This is a genomic window from Enterobacter adelaidei, from assembly GCF_041937165.1.
Taxonomy (GTDB): Bacteria; Pseudomonadota; Gammaproteobacteria; order Enterobacterales; family Enterobacteriaceae; genus Enterobacter; species Enterobacter adelaidei.
On the sequence record NZ_CP154353.1, the window covers coordinates 4130784 to 4152186 of the forward strand.

Here is a 21403-nt window from a genome sequence, read left to right on the forward strand (position 1 = left end):
GGGGCGTTGAAGGTTGTGAGAAAAAGTGCGGGGTGAAACAGGAGATTAGCCCCGCTCCCGGTTAACCGGAAGCGAGGAGAGGTCAATCAGGAGCGTTTCAGAAGCAGCCAGAGGCTGATCAGGAGGAAACTGGCGCTTGGCAGCAACGCACCAATAATCGGTGGGATGCCGTAAACCAGCGTCAGCGGGCCGAAGATCTGGTCGAGCACGTAGAATACAAAGCCAAAGCTGATACCGGTTACCACACGTACACCCATCGGCACACTACGCAGGGGGCCGAAGATAAACGACAGCGCCATCAGCATCATCACCGCCACGGACATTGGCTGGAAGATCTTGCTCCACATGTTGAGCTGATAACGTCCGGCATCCTGGCCGCTCGACTTCAGGTATTTCACATAGTTGTGTAAACCGCTGATAGAGAGCGCATCTGGATCCAGTGCCACAACACCGAGCTTATCCGGCGTGAGGTTCGTCTTCCACGTGCCGGAAACCGTCTGAGAACCGGTGATCTGTTTCGGGTCTGTCAGGTCAGACTCATCTACCTGTGACAAACGCCACTGCTTATGTTCGGGATCAAACTTCGCCGATGAGGCGTGTTTGACAGACAGCAAACGACGCTGGTCGTTGAAGGAGTAGATACTCACGCCGCCTAACTCATCGTTGCCTTTTACGCGTTCGATGTAGACGAAGCTTTTTCCGTCTTTCGCCCACAGACCTTGCTGAGTGGAAAGCAGAGAGCCGCCGTACATCGCCTGAGCACGGTAGTTACGCGCCGTTTGTTCACCTTGCGGTGCCACCCACTCGCCAATCGCCATGGTCAACAGCACCAGAGGGATCGCGGTTTTCATTACCGACAGCGCAACCTGCATACGGGTGAAGCCCGATGCCTGCATGACGACCAGCTCGCTGCGCTGGGCCAGCATCCCCAGCCCCAGCAGCGCACCTAACAGTGCTGCCATCGGGAAGAAGATTTGCACATCTTTCGGCACGCTGAGCAGGGTGTACATCCCCGCGCCCATCGCGTCATAGCTCCCCTGCCCGGCTTTTTTCAGCTGATCGACAAATTTGATAATGCCGGAGAGCGACACCAGCATGAACAACGTCATCATGATGGTGGTAAAAATGGTTTTACCGATATAGCGATCAAGAACGCCAAACGCCTGCATTAGATGGCTCCTTTACGCGAGAATCGGGCACGTATGCGGCGCACTGGCACCGTATCCCACAGGTTTAATCCCAGCGCCAGTAAGATGTACAAGCTGTTGACGACCCATGTCCAGACCATAGGATCCAGCTTACCCTTAGCGCCGTTTGAGCGAATCGAAGTTTGCAGCAGGAAGTAGATCAGGTACAGCAACATCGCCGGCAGCATGGAGAGCACACGTCCCTGGCGAGGGTTGACCACGCTCAGCGGAACCACAATCAATGCCATCATAAACACCGTAAAGACGAGAGTAATTCGCCAGTGGAACTCAGCGCGCGCTCTGTCGGTATCGGTATTCCACAGCGTACGCATGTCCATTTGTTCGGTATCCGATGGGTCGAGCGCCACAGCCTGATGACCAATAATGGCCTGGTAGTTCTGGAAGTCCGTGATACGGAAGTCACGCAGCATCGCGGTACCTTCAAAACGGGTACCTGTATTCAGCGTCACAATTTGCGAACCATCTTTGCGCTGAGCAAGCTGGCCAGAGTCGGCGACGACCACAGACGGACGTGCGTTACCTTTCGTACGCAGCTGCGCCAGAAATACGTCGTTGAATTTACTGCCGTCTACGCTCTCAATAAACAGCACAGAGTTACCGTCAGTCGCCTGCTGGAACTGCCCCTGGGCTAATGCCGCCATGCCGGGGTTCGCTTTCGCTTCGGCCAGCACTTCGTCCTGATGACGGGAGGACATGGGACCTGCCCACATTACATTCACCGCCGCAACGATACCGGTGAACAGCGCCAGTATCATCGCGGCCTTCACCAGCACGGCTTTGCTCAGACCACAGGCATGCATCACCGTGATTTCACTCTCGGTGTAGAGCTTACCCAGCGTCATGAGCAGACCAAGGAAAAGACTTAGCGGCAGGATAAGCTGCGCCATTTCCGGGATCCCTAAACCAAGCAGGGAAAGCACCAGATTCGTTGGAATTTCGCCGTCAACGGCCGCACCGAGGATCTTAACCAACTTCTGACAGAAAAAAATCAGCAGCAGGATGAAGAGGATCGCCAGTTGGCTTTTGAGCGTCTCCCGCACCAGATATCTTATGATTATCACTTTAAATACGCCCGTAAAAACCCGTCTCTTTGCTGGAAAATCGCTTGTTTCATGGCTTAAACGTCATTTATTCTCTTGAGTCGTCGAAATCATCGCTAAGATTAAAACACCCGGCGGATTCACGCTTCAGGACTTTTTTCTGACGTGTCGAAACCGTAATAACGTAAGATTAACACGAAGTCACCACAACAGCGGACATGAGTTACGAAAGCTTTCAATTCTATCTGTAGCTGCCGCCGTTGTCTTTAAGATTCAGGAGCGTAGTGCATGGAGTTCAGTGTAAAAAGCGGTAGCCCGGAGAAACAGCGGAGTGCCTGCATCGTTGTGGGCGTCTTTGAACCACGCCGACTCTCCCCGATCGCCGAACAACTCGATAAAATCAGTGACGGCTACATTAGCGCCCTGCTGCGCCGTGGCGAACTGGAAGGTAAACCTGGGCAGACGCTGTTACTGCACCATGTTCCGAACGTACTGTCCGAGCGCATTCTGCTGATTGGCTGCGGTAAAGAGCGCGAGCTGGATGAACGCCAGTATAAGCAGGTGATTCAGAAAACGATCAATACGCTAAATGATACCGGTTCAATGGAAGCCGTCTGCTTCCTGACAGAACTGCACGTCAAAGGCCGTAACACCTACTGGAAAGTGCGCCAGGCTGTCGAAACAGCGAAAGAGAGCCTGTACAGCTTCGATCAGTTGAAGACCAATAAAAGCGAGCCGCGTCGCCCGCTGCGTAAAATGGTCTTCAACGTGCCAACCCGTCGCGAACTGACCAGCGGCGAGCGCGCTATTCAGCACGGTCTGGCGATTGCGGCTGGCATTAAGGCGGCGAAAGATCTCGGTAACATGCCGCCTAATATCTGTAACGCCGCGTATCTGGCATCCCAGGCGCGCCAGTTGGCTGATACCTACAGCAAGAATGTCATCACCCGCGTTATCGGCGAACAGCAGATGAAAGAGCTGGGGATGCACTCGTATCTGGCCGTCGGTAACGGCTCTCAGAACGAATCCCTGATGTCATTCATCGAATACAAGGGCAACCCGTCCGAAGATGCACGCCCAATCGTGCTCGTCGGCAAGGGCCTGACTTTCGACTCCGGCGGTATCTCGATCAAACCTGCCGAAGGCATGGACGAGATGAAATACGACATGTGCGGCGCAGCAGCCGTATACGGCGTGATGCGTATGGTCGCAGAACTTCAGTTGCCGATTAACGTCACTGGCGTACTGGCAGGCTGCGAAAACATGCCTGGCGGTCGCGCTTATCGTCCGGGTGACGTCCTGACCACCATGTCTGGCCAGACGGTTGAAGTCCTAAACACTGACGCCGAAGGCCGTCTGGTGCTGTGCGACGTGCTGACCTACGTTGAGCGTTTCGAACCTGAAGCGGTCATCGACGTGGCTACCCTGACCGGTGCCTGCGTGATCGCACTGGGCCATCACATTACCGGCCTGATGTCGAACCACAACCCGCTGGCACACGAACTGATTGGTGCCTCGGAACAAGCCGGTGACCGCGCATGGCGTCTGCCGCTGGGTGATGAGTATCAGGAGCAGTTGGAGTCTAACTTTGCGGATATGGCGAACATCGGCGGCCGTCCTGGCGGTGCTATCACCGCAGGTTGCTTCCTGGCACGCTTCACCCGCAAGTACAACTGGGCACACCTGGATATCGCGGGCACCGCATGGCGTTCCGGTAAAGCCAAAGGCGCAACCGGTCGTCCGGTCGCGTTACTCTCGCAGTTCCTGCTGAATCGCGCTGGGTTTAACGGCGACGAGTGATGTAAAACGCCGGGTGGCACTACGCTTACCCGGCTTTGCATTTAAATCCATGACAAGAAGCCCCATATATGAAGAATGCAACGTTCTACCTTCTGGACAACGACACCCATCAGGATGGCCTCAGCGCCGTCGAACAGCTGGTGTGTGAAATTGCCGCAGAACGTTGGCGAGCAGGCAAGCGCGTTTTGATTGCCTGCGAAGATGAACAGCAGGCTATACGGCTTGATGAAGCCTTGTGGGCACGCCCGCCTGAGAGTTTTGTGCCGCATAACCTGTCTGGCGAAGGTCCGCGCGGCGGTGCGCCGGTCGAAATTGCCTGGCCGCAAAAGCGCAACAGCAGCGCGCGCGATATTCTGATTAGCCTGCGGATAGATTTTGCAGATTTTGCCACCGCTTTCACAGAAGTGGTAGACTTTGTCCCTTACGAAGAATCTTTGAAACAACTGGCGCGCGAACGCTACAAAGCGTACCGCCTGGCTGGTTTTAACCTGAATACGGCAACCTGGAAATAATGGAAAAGACATATAACCCACGCGATATCGAACAGCCGCTTTACGAGCACTGGGAACAGCAGGGCTATTTCAAGCCTAACGGCGACGAAAGCAAAGAGTCCTTCTGCATCATGATCCCGCCGCCGAACGTCACCGGCAGTTTGCATATGGGTCATGCTTTCCAGCAGACCATCATGGACACCATGATCCGCTACCAGCGCATGCAGGGCAAAAACACCCTGTGGCAAGCGGGTACTGACCACGCGGGTATCGCGACCCAGATGGTGGTTGAACGTAAAATTGCCGCGGAAGAAGGTAAAACTCGCCACGACTACGGTCGCGACGCGTTCATCGACAAAATCTGGCAGTGGAAAGCAGAATCTGGCGGCACCATTACCCGTCAGATGCGTCGTCTTGGCAACTCCGTGGACTGGGAGCGTGAGCGCTTTACCATGGATGAAGGCCTGTCCAACGCCGTTAAAGAAGTCTTCGTCCGTCTGTATAAAGAAGACCTGATTTACCGTGGCAAACGCCTGGTAAACTGGGATCCGAAACTGCGCACCGCAATTTCTGACCTGGAAGTGGAAAACCGCGAGTCTAAAGGCTCCATGTGGCACATCCGCTATCCGCTGGCTGACGGTGCAAAAACCGCCGATGGTAAAGATTACCTGGTGGTCGCGACGACCCGTCCGGAAACCCTGCTGGGCGATACCGGCGTGGCCGTTAACCCGGAAGATCCACGTTATAAAGATCTGATCGGCAAATTCGTGGTGCTGCCGCTGGTTAACCGCCGTATTCCGATCGTGGGCGACGAACACGCCGACATGGAAAAAGGTACCGGCTGCGTGAAAATCACCCCGGCGCACGACTTTAACGACTACGAAGTTGGCCGTCGTCACGCCCTGCCAATGATCAACATTCTGACCTTCGACGGTGATATCCGTGAAAGCGCAGAAGTGTACGATACCAAAGGCGAAGAAACTGACGTTTACTCAATCGCTATCCCGGCAGAATTCCAGAAAATGGAACGTTTTGCCGCGCGTAAAGCGATTGTGGCTGCCGTTGACGCACTCGGCCTGCTGGAAGAGATCAAACCTCACGATCTGACCGTGCCGTACGGCGACCGCGGCGGTGTGGTTATCGAGCCAATGCTGACCGACCAGTGGTACGTGCGTGCTGACGTACTGGCGAAACCGGCTGTTGAAGCGGTTGAAAACGGCAGCATCCAGTTCGTGCCGAAGCAGTACGAAAACATGTACTTCTCCTGGATGCGTGATATTCAGGACTGGTGTATCTCCCGTCAGCTGTGGTGGGGTCACCGCATCCCGGCATGGTACGACAACGAAGGCAATGTCTACGTTGGCCGCACGGAAGACGAAGTTCGTCAGGAAAATAACCTGAGCGCTGACGTTGCGCTGCGCCAGGACGAAGACGTGCTGGATACCTGGTTCTCTTCCGCGCTGTGGACCTTCTCCACCCTCGGCTGGCCAGAAAACACCGACGCGCTGCGTCAGTTCCACCCAACCAGCGTGATGGTTTCCGGCTTCGACATCATCTTCTTCTGGATTGCCCGCATGATCATGATGACCATGCACTTCATCAAAGATGAAGACGGTAAACCGCAGGTTCCGTTCCATACCGTCTACATGACCGGTCTGATCCGTGACGACGAAGGCCAGAAGATGTCTAAATCCAAGGGTAACGTTATTGACCCACTGGATATGGTTGACGGTATCTCCCTGGAAGAGCTGCTGGAAAAACGCACCGGTAATATGATGCAGCCGCAGCTGGCTGAGAAAATCCGCAAGCGTACCGAGAAACAGTTCCCGAACGGGATCGAGCCTCACGGTACTGACGCCCTGCGTTTCACCCTGGCGGCACTGGCTTCTACTGGCCGTGACATCAACTGGGACATGAAGCGTCTGGAAGGTTACCGTAACTTCTGTAACAAGCTGTGGAACGCCAGCCGCTTCGTGCTGATGAACACCGAAGATCAGGATTGCGGTTTTAACGGCGGCGAGATGACTCTGTCTCTGGCGGATCGCTGGATCCTGGCGGAATTCAACCAGACGGTGAAAGCATTCCGCGAAGCGTTGGACAGCTACCGCTTCGATATCGCGGCAGGCATCCTGTACGAATTCACCTGGAACCAGTTCTGTGACTGGTACCTGGAGCTGGCGAAGCCAGTGATGAACGGCGGTTCTGAGGCGGAGCTGCGCGGCACGCGCAACACGCTGATTACCGTGCTGGAAGGTCTGCTGCGTCTTGCGCATCCAGTCATTCCATTCATCACCGAAACCATCTGGCAGCGTGTGAAAGTGATTGCTGGCATCAACGCAGACACCATCATGCTGCAACCATTCCCGGAATTCGATGCGGCGAAGGTTGATGACGCTGCGTCAGCAGATACCGAATGGCTGAAACAGGCGATCGTTGCAGTACGTAACATTCGTGCAGAAATGAACATCGCTCCAGGTAAACCGCTGGAATTGCTGCTGCGTGGTTGCAGTGAAGCTGCTGTTCGTCGTGTCACCGAGAACAACACCTTCCTGAAAACCATGGCGCGTCTGGAAAGCATCACTGTGCTGCCTGCAGATGATAAAGGTCCGGTATCCGTGACCAAAATCATCGACGGCGCAGAGCTGCTTATCCCGATGGCGGGCCTGATCGACAAAGACGCCGAGCTGGCTCGTCTGGCGAAAGAAGTGGCAAAAGTCGACGTGGAAATTGGCAAAATCGAAAGCAAGCTGGCGAACGAAGGCTTTGTGGCCCGCGCGCCGGAAGTGGTCATCGCCAAAGAGCGTGAGCGTCTGGTTGCTTTCGCCGATGCGAAGACCAAACTGATTGAGCAGCAGGCAGTGATTGCCGCCCTGTAATGCTTTTACCCCTTACGCTTCAGGGCGTAAGGGGTAACCTTCCTGAAAACTCCTCGCTTGCACTCCCCTTTCTGCGGTGCTATTAACAGCAGTTATGTGTCAATTTTTGTAATGAGTAATGCTATGAGCGTGATTACCCCCGTCGCGACGACGATGCGTCGGATCACTGAGCAGGATAACCCGGATATTGCCGCCGTTATCCGCACCGTTTCTGCCGAATATGGCCTGACGGCTGACAAAGGCTACACGGTTGCAGACCCAAATCTGGATGAGCTTTTTCAGCTCTACAGCCAGCCAGGGCATGCCTATTGGGTAATCGAGCAGAATGGTCTGGTTGTGGGCGGCGGCGGCGTGGCGCCACTCAGTTGTAGCGAGCCGGATATCTGCGAACTACAGAAAATGTATTTCCTCCCAACTGCACGCGGACAAGGACTGGCGAAAAAGCTAGCACTGATCGCCCTGGAACACGCACGTAAGCAGGGTTTTACGCGCTGTTACCTCGAAACAACCGCCTTCCTCAAAGAGGCCATTGGCCTGTATGAACATCTGGGCTTTGAGCATATTGATGCACCGCTCGGTTGTACCGGCCACGTCGATTGCGAAGTCAGGATGCTGAAAAATCTGTAAATAATATTGCCGCCCTCTTCTGTTAAGCGGTGCTGAACTGAATGCTCTACACTCTCAGTTCACACCACAACGGGGGAAACACGATGTCGAAGATAAAAAGCTACGCCGCACCGCAGGCGGGTGCAGAACTTGAGCTGTACGAGTACGATGCGGGCGAACTAAAAGCAGAAGACGTCGAAGTACAGGTTGATTACTGCGGGATCTGCCACTCGGATCTCTCGATGATCGACAACGAATGGGGCTTCTCCAGCTACCCGCTGGTTGCCGGACACGAAGTGATTGGCCGCGTCGTGGCGCTCGGTAGCGCCGCGCAGGACAAAGGACTGAAAGTGGGTCAACGCGTGGGCATTGGCTGGACAGCACGCAGCTGTGGCCACTGCGATGCCTGTATCAGCGGTAATCAGATCAACTGCCTCGAAGGCGCCGTTCCTACCATACTTAACAAAGGCGGTTTTGCCGATAAGCTGCGCGCCGACTGGCAATGGGTCATTCCACTGCCGGACAGCATTGATATCGAATCCGCCGGTCCATTGCTGTGTGGTGGTATCACCGTCTTCAAACCTCTGCTGATGCACCATATCACTGCCACCAGCCGCGTGGGCGTCATCGGTATTGGCGGACTGGGGCATATCGCCATCAAACTGCTGCACGCGATGGGCTGTGAAGTCACAGCGTTCAGTTCAAACCCGGCGAAAGAGAAAGAAGTGCTGGCGATGGGTGCAGACAAGGTTGTGAACAGCCGAGATCCGCATGCGCTGAACGCGCTGGCAGGCCAGTTTGATCTCATCATCAACACCGTCAACGTCGATCTCGACTGGCAGCCATATTTTGAAGCGCTGGCCTACGGCGGAAACTTCCACACCGTAGGTGCCGTGATGAAGCCGCTGCCCGTTCCGGCGTTTACCTTGATTGGCGGGGATCGCAGCGTGTCCGGCTCTGCGACCGGTACGCCATTCGAGTTGCGCAAACTGATGAAGTTTGCCGGACGCACCAAAGTGGCTCCGACTACTGAGCTGTATCCGATGTCAAAAATCAACGAAGCGATCCAGCACGTGCGTGACGGTAAAGCCCGTTATCGCGTGGTGTTGAAAGCGGATTTTTGATTTTCACGCGGACATCATGTTTTCAGGCCGGGTAAGGCGTAGCCGCCACCCGGCATTTCTACACTACCGAGCCAGCGCAGCAAACACTTCAGCCACCGCGACCGCCCCCGGATCCATTACCCCATCCAGGTTCTCTTTATTCACATACGACGAACGCCCCGCTCCGGCTTTCTGCATTTTCGCGGTCGCTTCGGCACCCTGCCGCGCAGCCTGGGCCGCCGCGTGAAGATCGCCCTTCAGCAACGCCTCCAGCGCCGGCTGTAGCGCGTCGATCAGCGTACGATCGCCAAGATCAGCCCCACCGTACTGCTTCATCTGCGCCAGCCCACTCAGCAGGGCTTCCGGCAACGGCTTCCCGTCATGCAGCTTTTGTCCGGCCGCCGTAAAGAAGATCGACATCAGCACGCCACTCGATCCGCCCATCACCGTGGCCAACCGCTCGCCTACCAGCAACAGCAGCGTTGGGATATCATCCAGAGGCAGTTTGTGCTCCTCAAGGCGCTGCGCAATGTCTCGCGCTCCTTGCGCAAAGGTAGAGCCGGTATCGCCATCCCCCACTTTGGCATCCAGTGCATTGAGCCGATTTTCAAGCTTAATCAGCGTGGTTGTTACCTGGGAGACATACTCGCCCACCTCTGCGTTAGCAGATGGGGTATATTCCACGCGGTCATGCAGCGCGCTATGTTCCTGTACACGCAAGGGGGCAAACGCCACTGGTTTTTGCCAGCCCAGCGTCTCAACCTCTTCATGGAGCGCTTTTTCAAAGAGGTCGTTAAGCTTCAATAACGTCAGGGAAAAGCCCTTCATATCCAGGGCACTCACCAGCGGTGCGGGGCCAATCAGGTACGCGATATGCTCTTTCAGAGCCGAGTGCGCCAGCTCTTTGGTGAGCAGCGCCATCTCCAGCGCCGACACGCCGCCAAGATTGTTAATCAGCACTGCAAAGCGCCCCTCTCCCGCCTGCTCGCGTAACGGTGTTACCAGCGTGTCGATAATGGCTTTGCTGTTTTGCGTATCAACCACCGAGGCCCCCGGCTCCCCGTGAATACCGAGCCCCAGTTCCACATGACCTTGCTTAATTCGCCCTTCTCCATCATCACTGCCTGGCAAGTTACAGGTTTGCATCGCAACGCCCAGGCTCCAGAGATTATCGCAGGCCTGTTGCGCAATATCCCGCACTTCACTCAGTGATTTCCCGTGCTCCGCCGCATAACCTGCAATCTTATGCACCAGCGCCGTACCGGCAATGCCGCGCGGCTGCTTGTTATCCGGCAGCGCGATGTCATCGGCAACAATCACCATCTCCACCTTCAGGCCATAGCGTTTGGCCTTTTCCGCTGCCAGACCGAAGTTCAGGCGGTCGCCGGTATAGTTTTTGACGATCAGCAGACAACCGCGATCGCCCGTTACCGCCACAATGGCGTTCAGTACCGCATCCACGCTCGGCGAAGCAAACAGATCGCCGCACACCGCCGCCGTCAGCATGCCTTTGCCGACAAACCCGGCGTGCGCGGGTTCGTGGCCTGAGCCACCGCCGGAGATCACCGCTACGCGGCTTTTGTCCCAGTCGCCGCGTGCGACGATCCTGATGGCCGGATCGATATCAAGTTTGACGAGATTCGCGTGTGGCGCAGAAAGCAGTATGCCTTCAATGGCATCGTTGACCAGCTGTTTGCGATCGTTAAAGAAGAATCTGGACATAGTTTCCCACTATTTTGTGAACCGTATGCAAAAGCATAGTCCGCGCTGGATAATGCGCCGCAAAGTCAGGAATTTACTCAACCAAATTGCGACCAGGTTGCCTATACTCCACCCAGGACTAAGAGAGGAAGCGCATTATGAGTACACCATTGTTAATTGCCAGGACGCTGGAAAAAGAGCTGTATTTACTGCCCGCGATGGCGAACCGCCACGGTTTGATCACCGGCGCGACCGGGACGGGGAAAACCGTGACCCTGCAAAAGCTGGCGGAGTCGCTTTCGGAGATTGGCGTACCGGTCTTTATGGCTGACGTGAAAGGCGATTTAACCGGTGTCGCTCAGGAAGGGACGGCCTCTGAAAAACTGCTCGAACGGCTGAAGAATATTGGCATCACGGACTGGACGCCGCATAACAATCCGGTGGTGGTGTGGGATATCTTCGGTGAGAAAGGCCACCCGGTGCGCGCGACCGTCTCCGATCTCGGCCCGCTGCTGCTGGCCCGTCTGCTTAACCTCAACGACGTGCAGTCCGGCGTATTGAATATTATCTTCCGTATTGCCGATGACCAGGGGCTACTGCTCCTCGATTTCAAAGATCTGCGCGCCATTACCCAATACATCGGCGATAACGCTAAATCCTTCCAGAACCAGTACGGCAATATCAGCAGCGCCTCGGTGGGCGCCATTCAGCGTGGGTTGCTGACCCTGGAGCAACAGGGGGCCGAACACTTCTTCGGCGAGCCGATGCTGGATATCAAAGACTGGATGCGCACCGACAGCAACGGCAAAGGCATCATCAACATTCTGAGTTCTGAGAAGCTCTATCAGATGCCGAAGCTTTACGCCGCCAGCCTGCTGTGGATGCTCTCTGAGCTCTACGAACAGCTACCCGAAGCCGGTGACCTGGAAAAGCCCAAACTGGTGTTCTTCTTTGACGAAGCACACTTGCTGTTTAACGATGCCCCACAGGTACTGCTGGACAAGATTGAACAGGTTATCCGCCTGATCCGTTCCAAAGGTGTTGGCGTCTGGTTTGTTTCGCAAAATCCGTCAGATATTCCGGACAACGTGCTCGGGCAACTTGGTAACCGCGTGCAGCACGCCCTGCGCGCCTTTACGCCGAAAGATCAGAAAGCCGTTAAGGCTGCCGCGCAAACCATGCGTGCCAACCCGGCCTTTGATACCGAAGCCGCCATTCAGGCGTTAGGCACCGGTGAAGCGCTGATATCGTTCCTGGATGCGAAGGGCAGCCCGTCCGTGGTGGAACGCGCCGTGGTGATCGCGCCCTGCTCGCGCATGGGGCCGGTTACCGACGATGAACGTAATGGTCTGATTAACCACTCTCCGGTTTACGGGAAGTACGAAGACGAGGTGGATCGCGAGTCCGCATTCGAGATGCTACAAAAAGGGGTCCAGGCGACAACTGAATCGCAGGATGCGCCTGCCGCTAAAGGGCAGTCTGTCGCCGTGGATGACGGTATTCTCGGGGGGCTCAAAGACATCCTGTTCGGCAGCACCGGGCCGCGGGGCGGCAAGCGTGATGGCGTTGTACAAACCATGGCGAAAAGCGCCGCGCGACAGGTCACTAATCAGATAGTGCGCGGCATGCTGGGAAGCCTGCTAGGCGGCCGTCGCCGGTAGACGGGGAACCCACGGGCGGCCAAGCGCCGAGCCCTGTACACCCTTCTCCTGTAGATAGCGGTCGATTTCCACCATCCCCGTCCAGCGGTTCTCACACCAGAGCGGTGCCAGAAGCGTTGGGCGGCGGGCGCTGGCTGAAATGCGGTGGTAGACAATTTCCGGCGGTGTGTGGCGAATCATCTCCCCCGCCGTCACCGTATAGTCCTCAAGCTCAATACCGCTTAACCGCCCGGCCTCCCAGGCTTTGGCCATAATGCTGCCCTTCACGATATGCAGCGGGTGCAGCTTGATACCGTCCACGCCGGTCTCAACCACCTTTTCCAGCGTCTCCAGACCGTGCTGTCGCCCTTCCCCCGGTAAACCGACAATCAGGTGCGAACAGACCTTCAGCCCACGCTCACGGGCAAGCCGCGTGGTGCGCTGGTAGCAGGCGAAATCATGGCCGCGATTGATTCGGTGCAGCGTTTTGTCATGTGCGGTCTGCAAGCCCAGCTCCAGCCAGATCTCGTAACCTTGTTCTTTGTACTCGCTGAGCAGCTCCAACACCGCCTCCGGTACGCAGTCCGGGCGCGTGCCCACGCACAGCCCAACGATGTTAGCCTGACTGACGGCCTGCTGATACATAGAGCGCAGTACCTGCACCTCAGCCCAAGTGCTGGTGTAGGCCTGGAAATAGGCCAAATATTGCTTTGCGCGGTTCACCAGGCTCGCCTGATGGGCAAGCTGTTCAGCGATAGATTTATGCTGCTGGGCTTCGTCAGCAAACGACGCAACGTTACAGAACGTGCAGCCACCACGCCCGATGGTGCCATCGCGATTCGGGCAGCTAAAGCCGCCATGCAGCGTCAGCTTATGAACCTTTTGCCCATAGCGTTGCAAAAGATCCCCACCAAACATATTGACTAATTTCTGTAACTGCATAATCTGATAGACCGTCCCGGAGAAAGGGGACAAGCCTGCCATTTTTAGCCTCTGTCGGCGATGACCTGGATCAATCGCCCTGGACGGCCTTTATCTATATGAATAAATACTCAGGATTACTGCAATTTCATTCACAACCCTCGTGATTACTTTTCCTTATGTTCTGATTGTTTTTTTCATTTATAGCGCCATCACTGAAAAACAGTGGCTTTATGCGGGTTTGCAGTCAATGCCAGATTATTATTCTGCTATAAAACTGCTATTCAGCACGCTACATTGATAATACCGCTTTCATATAGTGAGTCAGATCACACTCCGCTGCGTCCTGCCAGGGCATGCAATCAATGTAAAAATAGTTAAATACCCTTTAATTACAATTAGATAAACTCTCTTTAGCACATTTTTGTATAAATAAGATTGCCATTTGACCTGTGTACCAATTCCCGATAAGTTGGAAATCCGCTGGAAGCTTTCTGGATGAGCGGCCTGCTCATCATATTTATGCAGTAATTGAGATTCCCTCTGAAGCAAGTCCTCAAACTTGTTTACCTGCGCGAAAGGATGAAAAGAGGGCGAATGCGAGGTCCGCGTATGAAACGCAAACCCCGTCGCCATGCTCTTTCTGTGCCTGTGCGCCACGGTAAAGTTCAGTGGGAAGCCCGACGAGCCTGGGGAGGTTCACTGATATGTTGTACGATAAATCCCTTGAGAAGGATAACTGTGGTTTCGGCCTGATCGCCCACATAGAAGGCGAACCTAGCCACAAGGTAGTGCGTACTGCCATTCACGCACTGGCCCGTATGCAGCACCGTGGTGCCATCCTTGCTGATGGTAAAACCGGCGACGGTTGCGGTCTGCTGCTGCAAAAACCCGATCGTTTCTTCCGTATCGTTGCGGAAGAACGCGGCTGGCGTTTAGCCAAAAACTACGCTGTCGGTATGCTGTTCCTGAACCAGGATCCTGAAAAAGCTGCCGCCTCACGCCGCATCGTCGAAGAAGAACTTCAACGTGAAACCCTGTCGATTGTCGGCTGGCGCAATGTGCCAACCAACGAAGGGGTGCTCGGTGAAATCGCCCTCTCCTCGCTGCCTCGTATTGAACAGATTTTTGTTAACGCGCCTGCGGGCTGGCGTCCACGCGATATGGAACGCCGTCTGTTCATTGCCCGTCGCCGCATTGAAAAGCGTCTCCAGGACGATAAAGAGTTCTACGTCTGTAGCCTCTCGAACCTGGTGAACATCTATAAAGGTCTGTGTATGCCGGCTGACCTGCCGCGCTTCTACCTGGACCTGGCGGATCTGCGTCTGGAATCGGCCATTTGCCTGTTCCACCAGCGCTTCTCCACCAACACTGTTCCACGCTGGCCGCTGGCTCAGCCGTTCCGCTATCTGGCGCACAACGGCGAGATCAACACCATCACCGGTAACCGCCAGTGGGCCCGCGCCCGTACCTATAAGTTCCAGACGCCACTGATCCCTGACCTGCACGATGCCGCACCGTTCGTAAACGAAACCGGCTCGGACTCCAGCTCCATGGATAACATGCTGGAACTGCTGCTTGCGGGCGGGATGGACATCGTTCGCGCCATGCGTCTGCTCGTGCCACCTGCCTGGCAGAACAACCCGGATATGGATCCGGAGCTGCGCGCGTTCTTCGACTTTAACTCCATGCACATGGAGCCGTGGGACGGCCCGGCGGGCATCGTGATGTCCGACGGCCGCTTTGCTGCCTGTAACCTGGACCGTAACGGTCTGCGTCCGGCGCGCTACGTCATCACTAAAGACAAACTCATCACCTGTGCCTCCGAAGTCGGTATCTGGGATTACCAGCCTGACGAAGTGGTTGAGAAAGGCCGCGTCGGCCCGGGTGAACTGATGGTTATCGACACCCGCGGCGGACGTATTCTGCACTCCGCTGAGACCGATCACGATCTGAAAAGCCGCCATCCGTATAAAGAGTGGATGGAGAAAAACGTGCGTCGTCTGGTGCCGTTTGAAGATCTGCCAGACGAAGAAGTAGGCAGCCGCGAGATGGACGACGACACCCTCGCAAGCTTCCAGAAACAGTTTAACTACAGCGCGGAAGAGCTGGATTCCGTTATCCGCGTGCTGGGTGAAAACGGCCAGGAAGCCGTGGGCTCCATGGGGGACGATACCCCGTTTGCCGTGCTCTCCAGCCAGCCACGCATCATTTACGACTACTTCCGTCAGCAGTTTGCGCAGGTCACCAACCCACCAATCGACCCGCTGCGTGAAGCCCACGTGATGTCGCTGGCGACCAGCATCGGCCGCGAGATGAACGTCTTCTGCGAGGCCGAAGGCCAGGCGCACCGCCTGACCTTTAAATCGCCGATCCTGCTGTACTCCGATTTCAAACAGCTCACCACCATGAAAGAGGAGCACTACCGCGCTGACACGCTCGATATCACCTTCGACGTGGCCGAAGCGAGCCTTGAAGAGACGGTGAATGCCCTGTGTGACAAAGCCGAACAGATGGTGCGTAACGGTACCGTTCTGCTGGTGCTGTCTGACCGAAATATCGCGAAGAATCGCCTTCCGGTGCCTGCACCAATGGCAGTCGGTGCTATCCAGACCCGTCTGGTAGAGAAGAGCCTGCGCTGCGACGCCAACATCATTGTTGAAACCGCGAGCGCACGCGACCCGCACCACTTTGCCGTGCTGTTAGGGTTTGGTGCGACGGCTATCTACCCGTATCTGGCCTACGAAACCCTGGCTCGCCTGGTGGATACCCGCGCAATTGATAAAGAGTATCGTGCGGTGATGCTGAACTACCGTAACGGCATCAACAAAGGTCTGTACAAGATCATGTCCAAGATGGGCATTTCGACCATCGCCTCCTACCGCTGCTCGAAGCTGTTTGAAGCGGTTGGCCTGCATGATGACGTCGCAAATCTTTGCTTCCAGGGCGTGGTCAGCCGCATCGGCGGCGCCGGTTTTGCTGACTTCCAGCAGGATCTGGTGAACCTGTCAAAACGCGCCTGGCTGGCACGTAAGCCATTGGATCAGGGCGGTCTGCTGAAATACGTTCACGGTGGCGAATACCACGCCTATAACCCGGACGTGGTGCGCACGCTACAGCAGGCGGTTCAGAGCGGCGAGTACAGCGATTATCAGCAGTATGCTGAGCTGGTAAATAACCGTCCGGCGGCGACGCTGCGCGACCTTATTGCCCTGAATCCGGGTGATGAAGCGGTCAGCATTGACGAGGTTGAGCCTGCATCCGAACTGTTCAAACGCTTCGATACCGCGGCGATGTCCATCGGCGCGCTGAGCCCGGAGGCCCACGAAGCGCTGGCGGAAGCCATGAACAGCATCGGCGGAAACTCGAACTCCGGCGAAGGCGGTGAAGATCCTGCCCGTTACGGCACCAACAAAGTGTCCCGTATCAAGCAGGTGGCATCAGGCCGCTTTGGCGTGACGCCAGCATACCTGGTTAACGCCGACGTGATTCAGATTAAAGTCGCTCAGGGTGCGAAACCGGGCGAAGGCGGTCAGTTACCGGGTGATAAAGTCACCCCGTACATCGCAAAACTGCGCTATTCCGTACCGGGCGTGACGCTGATCTCCCCGCCACCGCACCACGATATCTACTCTATCGAGGATTTGGCGCAGCTCATTTTCGACCTGAAACAGGTCAACCCGAAAGCGATGATCTCCGTGAAGCTGGTTTCCGAGCCGGGCGTCGGTACCATCGCAACGGGCGTAGCAAAAGCCTATGCGGATCTCATCACCATCGCCGGTTATGACGGCGGTACCGGTGCAAGCCCACTCTCCTCCGTGAAATATGCGGGTTGTCCGTGGGAGCTGGGGCTGGTGGAAACTCAGCAAGCGCTGGTTGCGAACGGTCTGCGTCACAAGATCCGTCTGCAGGTGGATGGTGGCCTGAAAACTGGCCTCGACATCATCAAGGCGGCGATTCTGGGTGCGGAAAGTTTCGGCTTTGGCACCGGTCCAATGGTTGCACTCGGCTGTAAATACCTGCGTATTTGCCACCTGAACAACTGCGCAACCGGCGTTGCAACCCAGGACGAGAAACTGCGTAAGAACCACTATCACGGTCTGCCGTTCAAAGTGACCAACTACTTTGAGTTCATCGCCCGCGAAACCCGCGAGCTGATGGCACAGCTGGGCGTGAAGCGTCTGGTAGACCTGATTGGCCGTACCGACCTGCTGAAAGAGCTGGAAGGCTTCACCGCCAAGCAGCAGAAGCTGGAGTTGAGCAAGCTGCTGGAAACCGCGCAGCCGCATCCTGGCAAAGCGGTCTACTGCACCGAGAACAACCCGCCGTTTGATAACGGCGTGCTGAACGCGCAACTGCTGCAGCAGGCGAAACCGTATGTTGACGACAAGCAGAGCAAAACGTTCTGGTTTGATATTCGCAACACCGACCGTTCCGTGGGTGCCTCCCTCTCCGGTTACATCGCGCAGACGCACGGTGACCAGGGGCTGGCTGCTGATCCGATTACCGCGCACTTCAGCGGTACTGCGGGCCAGAGCTTCGGCGTGTGGAACGCAGGCGGCGTTGAGCTGTATCTGACCGGCGATGCCAACGACTACGTCGGTAAAGGCATGGCGGGTGGTCTGCTGGCGGTGCGTCCGCCTGTCGGTTCAGCTTTCCGCAGCCACGAAGCCAGCATCATCGGAAACACCTGTCTGTACGGCGCGACCGGCGGCCGTCTGTTTGCTGCGGGCCGTGCGGGCGAGCGTTTTGCGGTACGTAACTCCGGTGCAATCACCGTGGTGGAAGGCATTGGCGATAACGGCTGTGAATACATGACGGGCGGGATTGTTTGCGTTCTGGGTAAAACCGGCGTGAACTTCGGCGCAGGCATGACGGGTGGTTTTGCGTACGTCCTGGATGAAGACGGTGAGTTCCGCAAACGCGTGAACCCGGAGCTGGTGGAAGTGCTGGACGTTGACACGCTGGCTATCCACGAAGAACACCTGCGCGGTCTGATTACCGAACACGTGCAGCATACCGGTTCTTCGCGCGGCGAAGAGATCCTGGCGAACTGGCCGGCGTTCTCTGCGAAATTCGCGCTGGTTAAACCGAAGTCCAGCGATGTTAAAGCACTGTTGGGTCACCGTAGTCGTAGCTCAGCAGAGCTGCGTGTGCAGGCGCAGTAAGGAATTCAGATGAGTCAGAACGTATACCAGTTTATCGACCTGCAGCGTGTTGATCCGCCAAAGAAACCGCTGAAAATCCGTAAAATTGAATTTGTTGAAATCTATGAGCCGTTTTCAGAAGGCCAGGCTAAAGCACAGGCAGACCGCTGCCTGTCCTGCGGTAACCCTTACTGCGAATGGAAATGTCCGGTGCATAACTACATCCCGAACTGGCTGAAGCTGGCCAACGAGGGGCGTATCTTTGAAGCCGCCGAGCTGTCTCACCAGACCAACACCCTGCCGGAAGTGTGCGGCCGCGTGTGTCCTCAGGACCGTCTGTGTGAAGGCTCCTGTACGCTGAACGACGAGTTTGGTGCGGTTACCATCGGTAACATTGAGCGTTATATCAACGATAAAGCGTTTGAGATGGGCTGGCGTCCGGATATGACCGGCGTGAAGCAAACCGACAAGCGCGTGGCAATCATCGGCGCGGGCCCGGCGGGCCTGGCCTGTGCGGACGTGCTGACCCGCAACGGCGTGAAGGCGGTGGTCTTTGACCGTCATCCGGAGATCGGCGGTCTGCTGACCTTCGGTATCCCGGCCTTCAAGCTGGAAAAAGAGGTCATGACCCGTCGTCGTGAAATCTTTACCGGCATGGGTATCGAGTTCAAACTGAATGTGGAAGTAGGCCGCGATGTGCAGCTCGACGACCTGCTTAAAGATTACGACGCCGTGTTCCTGGGCGTGGGCACCTATCAGTCCATGCGCGGTGGTCTGGAGAACGAAGACGCGCCGGGCGTTTACGACGCTCTGCCGTTCCTGATTGCTAACACCAAGCAGATCATGGGCTACGGCGAAACCGCCGATGAGCCGTTCGTCAGCATGGAAGGCAAACGCGTTGTCGTACTGGGCGGTGGTGATACGGCGATGGACTGCGTGCGTACCTCCATTCGTCAAAATGCGGCACACGTGATCTGCGCCTACCGTCGTGACGAAGAGAACATGCCGGGCTCTAAACGCGAAGTGAAAAACGCGCGTGAAGAGGGCGTGGAGTTCCAGTTCAACATCCAGCCTCTGGGTATCGAAGTGAATGCCAACGGTAAAGTGAGCGGCGTGAAGATGGCGCGTACTGAGATGGGTGCGCCGGATGCGAAAGGCCGTCGTCGCGCCGAGATCGTAGCCGGTTCTGAGCATGTGATCCCGGCCGATGCCGTCGTGATGGCGTTCGGTTTCCGCCCTCACAGCATGGAGTGGCTGGCGAAGCACAGCGTGGAGCTGGACTCTCAGGGCCGCGTCATTGCACCTGAAGGCAGCGACAATGCTTTCCAGACCAGCAACCCGAAAATCTTCGCCGGTGGCGATATCGTTCGCGGTTCTGACCTGGTGGTCACCGCGATTGCCGAGGGTCGTAAGGCGGCAGACGGTATACTGAACTACCTGGAAGTGTAAAAAAAACAGGCCCGATTGGGCCTGTTTTTTTATTTGACGACGCGAAGAGCCGGACGACCACCGCGCGGAGGCGGATCGTCATCAGGATCATTGTCGTCATGATGATCGGGTTTATCGCCATCAATAAGCGACATCACCGTGTCGCTTTCGCGCTCATCGGATGCGTTGTCATCATTCAGGCTGGCAACATCCTCGTCGTATGCTGCTTCCGGCTCAAACATCGTGCCTGCGCCGTTTTCACGCGCGTAGATCGCCAGTACCGCAGCCAGAGGAACGGACACCTGACGCGGCACACCGCCAAAGCGCGCATTAAAGCGCACTTCGTCGTTGGCCAGTTCCAGGTTGCCCACCGCGCGCGGCGCGATGTTCAGCACGATCTGTCCGTCACGCGCATATTCCATTGGAACCAGCACGCCCGGCAACGTCACATCCACAACCAGGTGCGGCGTGAGCTGGTTATCCAGCAGCCATTCATAGAAGGCGCGCAGCAGATACGGACGGCGTGGGGTAAGTTGTGACATTTCCACAGTCATTAGCCTCGGCCAAGACGCATTTCACGTTCAGGTTCAGTTAACGATGCCAGGAATGAATCACGTTCAAATACGCGAGTCATGTAGCCCTTAAGCTCTTTCGCACCCGGACCGCTGAACTCTACGCCCAGAGTCGGCAGACGCCAAAGCAGCGGTGCCAGGTAGCAATCCACCAGGCTGAACTCATCGCTCAGGAAGAATGGCTTCTGACCAAACACAGGGGCAATTGCCAGCAGCTCTTCACGCAGTTGCTTACGCGCTGCGTCGGCTTCAGAAGAGGAACCGCTAACGATAACGTTCATCAGCGAGTACCAGTCTTTCTCGATACGCTGCATGTACAGGCGGCTTTCACCACGCGCGACAGGGTAAACCGGCATCAACGGCGGATGTGGGAAACGCTCATCCAGATATTCCATAATGATACGGGATTCCCACAGGGTCAGCTCGCGATCCACCAGCGTCGGTACGCTTTGGCTCGGGTTGAGATCGATCAGATCCTGAGGTGGGTTATCCTTTTCCACATGCTCGATCTCAAAACTGACACCCTTCTCGGCCAGCACGATACGAACCTGATGGCTATAAATGTCAGTAGGACCAGAAAACAGCGTCATTACCGAACGTTTGTTGGCAGCGACAGCCATGAAAACCTCCAGGTATATTCAGAATTTTTACTGCTACCGGCCCAACAGGGGCCAGCCAGATGTTGTATCGCCCATCCCAGAGAAAACACATTGTTCAAGAATCGAACAAAAATCGAGTATTCACCGATATTTGGGCAGAAAATTGGATGATAGTTTACCAGATTTTGATGGCTTTGTGGTGAGGGGATTCTGGAAATGTGGAAAAAGAGGAGATATATGAATTTATATTGTGGATAACCTGCACATTATC

Annotated in this window: 14 protein-coding genes; 8 read left to right on the forward strand and 6 right to left on the reverse strand. The window is 55.9% G+C overall.

Annotated elements, in window-relative coordinates; genetic code table 11:
• Positions 1–86 precede the first annotated feature (86 nt).
• The gene (lptG, locus tag AAHF05_RS20100; RefSeq protein WP_028017021.1) at positions 87–1169 is read right to left on the reverse strand and encodes an LPS export ABC transporter permease LptG; all 1083 of its coding nucleotides are present in this window, start codon (positions 1167–1169) and stop codon (positions 87–89) included.
• The gene (lptF, locus tag AAHF05_RS20105) at positions 1169–2269 is read right to left on the reverse strand and encodes an LPS export ABC transporter permease LptF (RefSeq protein WP_028017020.1); all 1101 of its coding nucleotides are present in this window, start codon (positions 2267–2269) and stop codon (positions 1169–1171) included. Before lptF ends, lptG begins: the two co-directional genes overlap by 1 nt.
• 267 nt (positions 2270–2536) lie before the next feature.
• On the opposite strand from lptF, the gene pepA reads away from it, so the two are divergent.
• From pepA to AAHF05_RS20130, 5 genes are all read left to right on the forward strand, one after another.
• Positions 2537–4048: a leucyl aminopeptidase gene (pepA, locus tag AAHF05_RS20110; protein ID WP_374936416.1), complete on the forward strand. Its 1512-nt coding sequence runs from the start codon at positions 2537–2539 to the stop codon at positions 4046–4048.
• 68 nt (positions 4049–4116) lie between these two features.
• Entirely contained in the window at positions 4117–4560 is a 444-nt protein-coding gene (gene holC / locus AAHF05_RS20115) for a DNA polymerase III subunit chi (RefSeq protein ID WP_008502815.1), read from the forward strand.
• A complete protein-coding gene (locus tag AAHF05_RS20120; RefSeq protein WP_374936417.1) occupies positions 4560–7415 on the forward strand; it encodes a valine--tRNA ligase in 2856 nt (951 codons plus the stop codon). The genes holC and AAHF05_RS20120 overlap by 1 nt, the downstream gene beginning before the upstream one ends.
• Positions 7416–7538: 123 nt before the next feature.
• A complete protein-coding gene (locus AAHF05_RS20125; RefSeq protein WP_129324194.1) occupies positions 7539–8042 on the forward strand; it encodes a GNAT family N-acetyltransferase in 504 nt (167 codons plus the stop codon).
• A gap of 83 nt (positions 8043–8125) precedes the next feature.
• A complete protein-coding gene (locus tag AAHF05_RS20130; protein WP_028017016.1) occupies positions 8126–9145 on the forward strand; it encodes an NAD(P)-dependent alcohol dehydrogenase in 1020 nt (339 codons plus the stop codon).
• A gap of 63 nt (positions 9146–9208) precedes the next feature.
• Here the strand turns inward: AAHF05_RS20130 and AAHF05_RS20135 are convergent, their stop codons facing one another.
• A complete protein-coding gene (locus AAHF05_RS20135; RefSeq protein ID WP_129324195.1) occupies positions 9209–10846 on the reverse strand; it encodes a dihydroxyacetone kinase subunit DhaK in 1638 nt (545 codons plus the stop codon).
• 137 nt (positions 10847–10983) lie between these two features.
• On the opposite strand from AAHF05_RS20135, the gene AAHF05_RS20140 reads away from it, so the two are divergent.
• Positions 10984–12486 carry a helicase HerA-like C-terminal domain-containing protein gene (locus AAHF05_RS20140; RefSeq protein ID WP_129324196.1) on the forward strand — a complete coding sequence of 501 codons (1503 nt, stop codon included), beginning with the start codon at positions 10984–10986 and terminating at the stop codon, positions 12484–12486.
• On the opposite strand, the gene AAHF05_RS20145 is transcribed toward AAHF05_RS20140, so the two are convergent.
• On the reverse strand, positions 12466–13407 hold the full coding sequence (locus AAHF05_RS20145) for a TIGR01212 family radical SAM protein (protein ID WP_129324216.1): 942 nt from the start codon (positions 13405–13407) through the stop codon (positions 12466–12468). The two genes, AAHF05_RS20140 and AAHF05_RS20145, sit on opposite strands and share 21 nt — an antisense overlap.
• Before the next feature lie 686 nt (positions 13408–14093).
• On the opposite strand from AAHF05_RS20145, the gene gltB reads away from it, so the two are divergent.
• Together gltB and gltD are read left to right on the forward strand one after the other, a co-directional pair.
• Positions 14094–18554, forward strand: coding sequence for a glutamate synthase large subunit (gene gltB, locus AAHF05_RS20150; protein WP_129324197.1), 4461 nt, complete (start codon positions 14094–14096; stop codon positions 18552–18554).
• 9 nt (positions 18555–18563) lie between these two features.
• Entirely contained in the window at positions 18564–19982 is a 1419-nt protein-coding gene (gene gltD / locus AAHF05_RS20155; protein WP_023309377.1) for a glutamate synthase subunit GltD, read from the forward strand.
• A gap of 29 nt (positions 19983–20011) precedes the next feature.
• On the opposite strand, the gene sspB is transcribed toward gltD, so the two are convergent.
• Both sspB and sspA read right to left on the reverse strand, forming a co-directional pair.
• Positions 20012–20509 carry a ClpXP protease specificity-enhancing factor gene (sspB, locus tag AAHF05_RS20160; RefSeq protein WP_024906337.1) on the reverse strand — a complete coding sequence of 166 codons (498 nt, stop codon included), beginning with the start codon at positions 20507–20509 and terminating at the stop codon, positions 20012–20014.
• A 5-nt stretch (positions 20510–20514) separates the two neighbouring features.
• Complete coding sequence (sspA, locus tag AAHF05_RS20165) at positions 20515–21153, reverse strand: stringent starvation protein SspA (RefSeq protein ID WP_028017010.1); 639 nt, start codon at positions 21151–21153, stop codon at positions 20515–20517.
• Positions 21154–21403 lie beyond the last annotated feature (250 nt).

Excerpts from the sequence above, each read along its gene's own strand:
- holC (WP_008502815.1), top strand. The coding sequence starts at position 4,117 with ATGAAGAATGCAACGTTCTACCTTCTGGACAACGACACCCATCAGGAT.
- pepA (WP_374936416.1), top strand. The coding sequence starts at position 2,537 with ATGGAGTTCAGTGTAAAAAGCGGTAGCCCGGAGAAACAGCGGAGTGCC.
- sspA (WP_028017010.1), bottom strand. The coding sequence starts at position 21,153 with ATGGCTGTCGCTGCCAACAAACGTTCGGTAATGACGCTGTTTTCTGGT.
- gltD (WP_023309377.1), top strand. The coding sequence starts at position 18,564 with ATGAGTCAGAACGTATACCAGTTTATCGACCTGCAGCGTGTTGATCCG.
- lptG (WP_028017021.1), bottom strand. The coding sequence starts at position 1,169 with ATGCAGGCGTTTGGCGTTCTTGATCGCTATATCGGTAAAACCATTTTT.
- AAHF05_RS20125 (WP_129324194.1), top strand. The coding sequence starts at position 7,539 with ATGAGCGTGATTACCCCCGTCGCGACGACGATGCGTCGGATCACTGAG.
- AAHF05_RS20135 (WP_129324195.1), bottom strand. The coding sequence starts at position 10,846 with ATGTCCAGATTCTTCTTTAACGATCGCAAACAGCTGGTCAACGATGCC.
- AAHF05_RS20145 (WP_129324216.1), bottom strand. The coding sequence starts at position 13,407 with ATGCAGTTACAGAAATTAGTCAATATGTTTGGTGGGGATCTTTTGCAA.
- AAHF05_RS20130 (WP_028017016.1), top strand. The coding sequence starts at position 8,126 with ATGTCGAAGATAAAAAGCTACGCCGCACCGCAGGCGGGTGCAGAACTT.
- AAHF05_RS20140 (WP_129324196.1), top strand. The coding sequence starts at position 10,984 with ATGAGTACACCATTGTTAATTGCCAGGACGCTGGAAAAAGAGCTGTAT.
- AAHF05_RS20120 (WP_374936417.1), top strand. The coding sequence starts at position 4,560 with ATGGAAAAGACATATAACCCACGCGATATCGAACAGCCGCTTTACGAG.
- gltB (WP_129324197.1), top strand. The coding sequence starts at position 14,094 with ATGTTGTACGATAAATCCCTTGAGAAGGATAACTGTGGTTTCGGCCTG.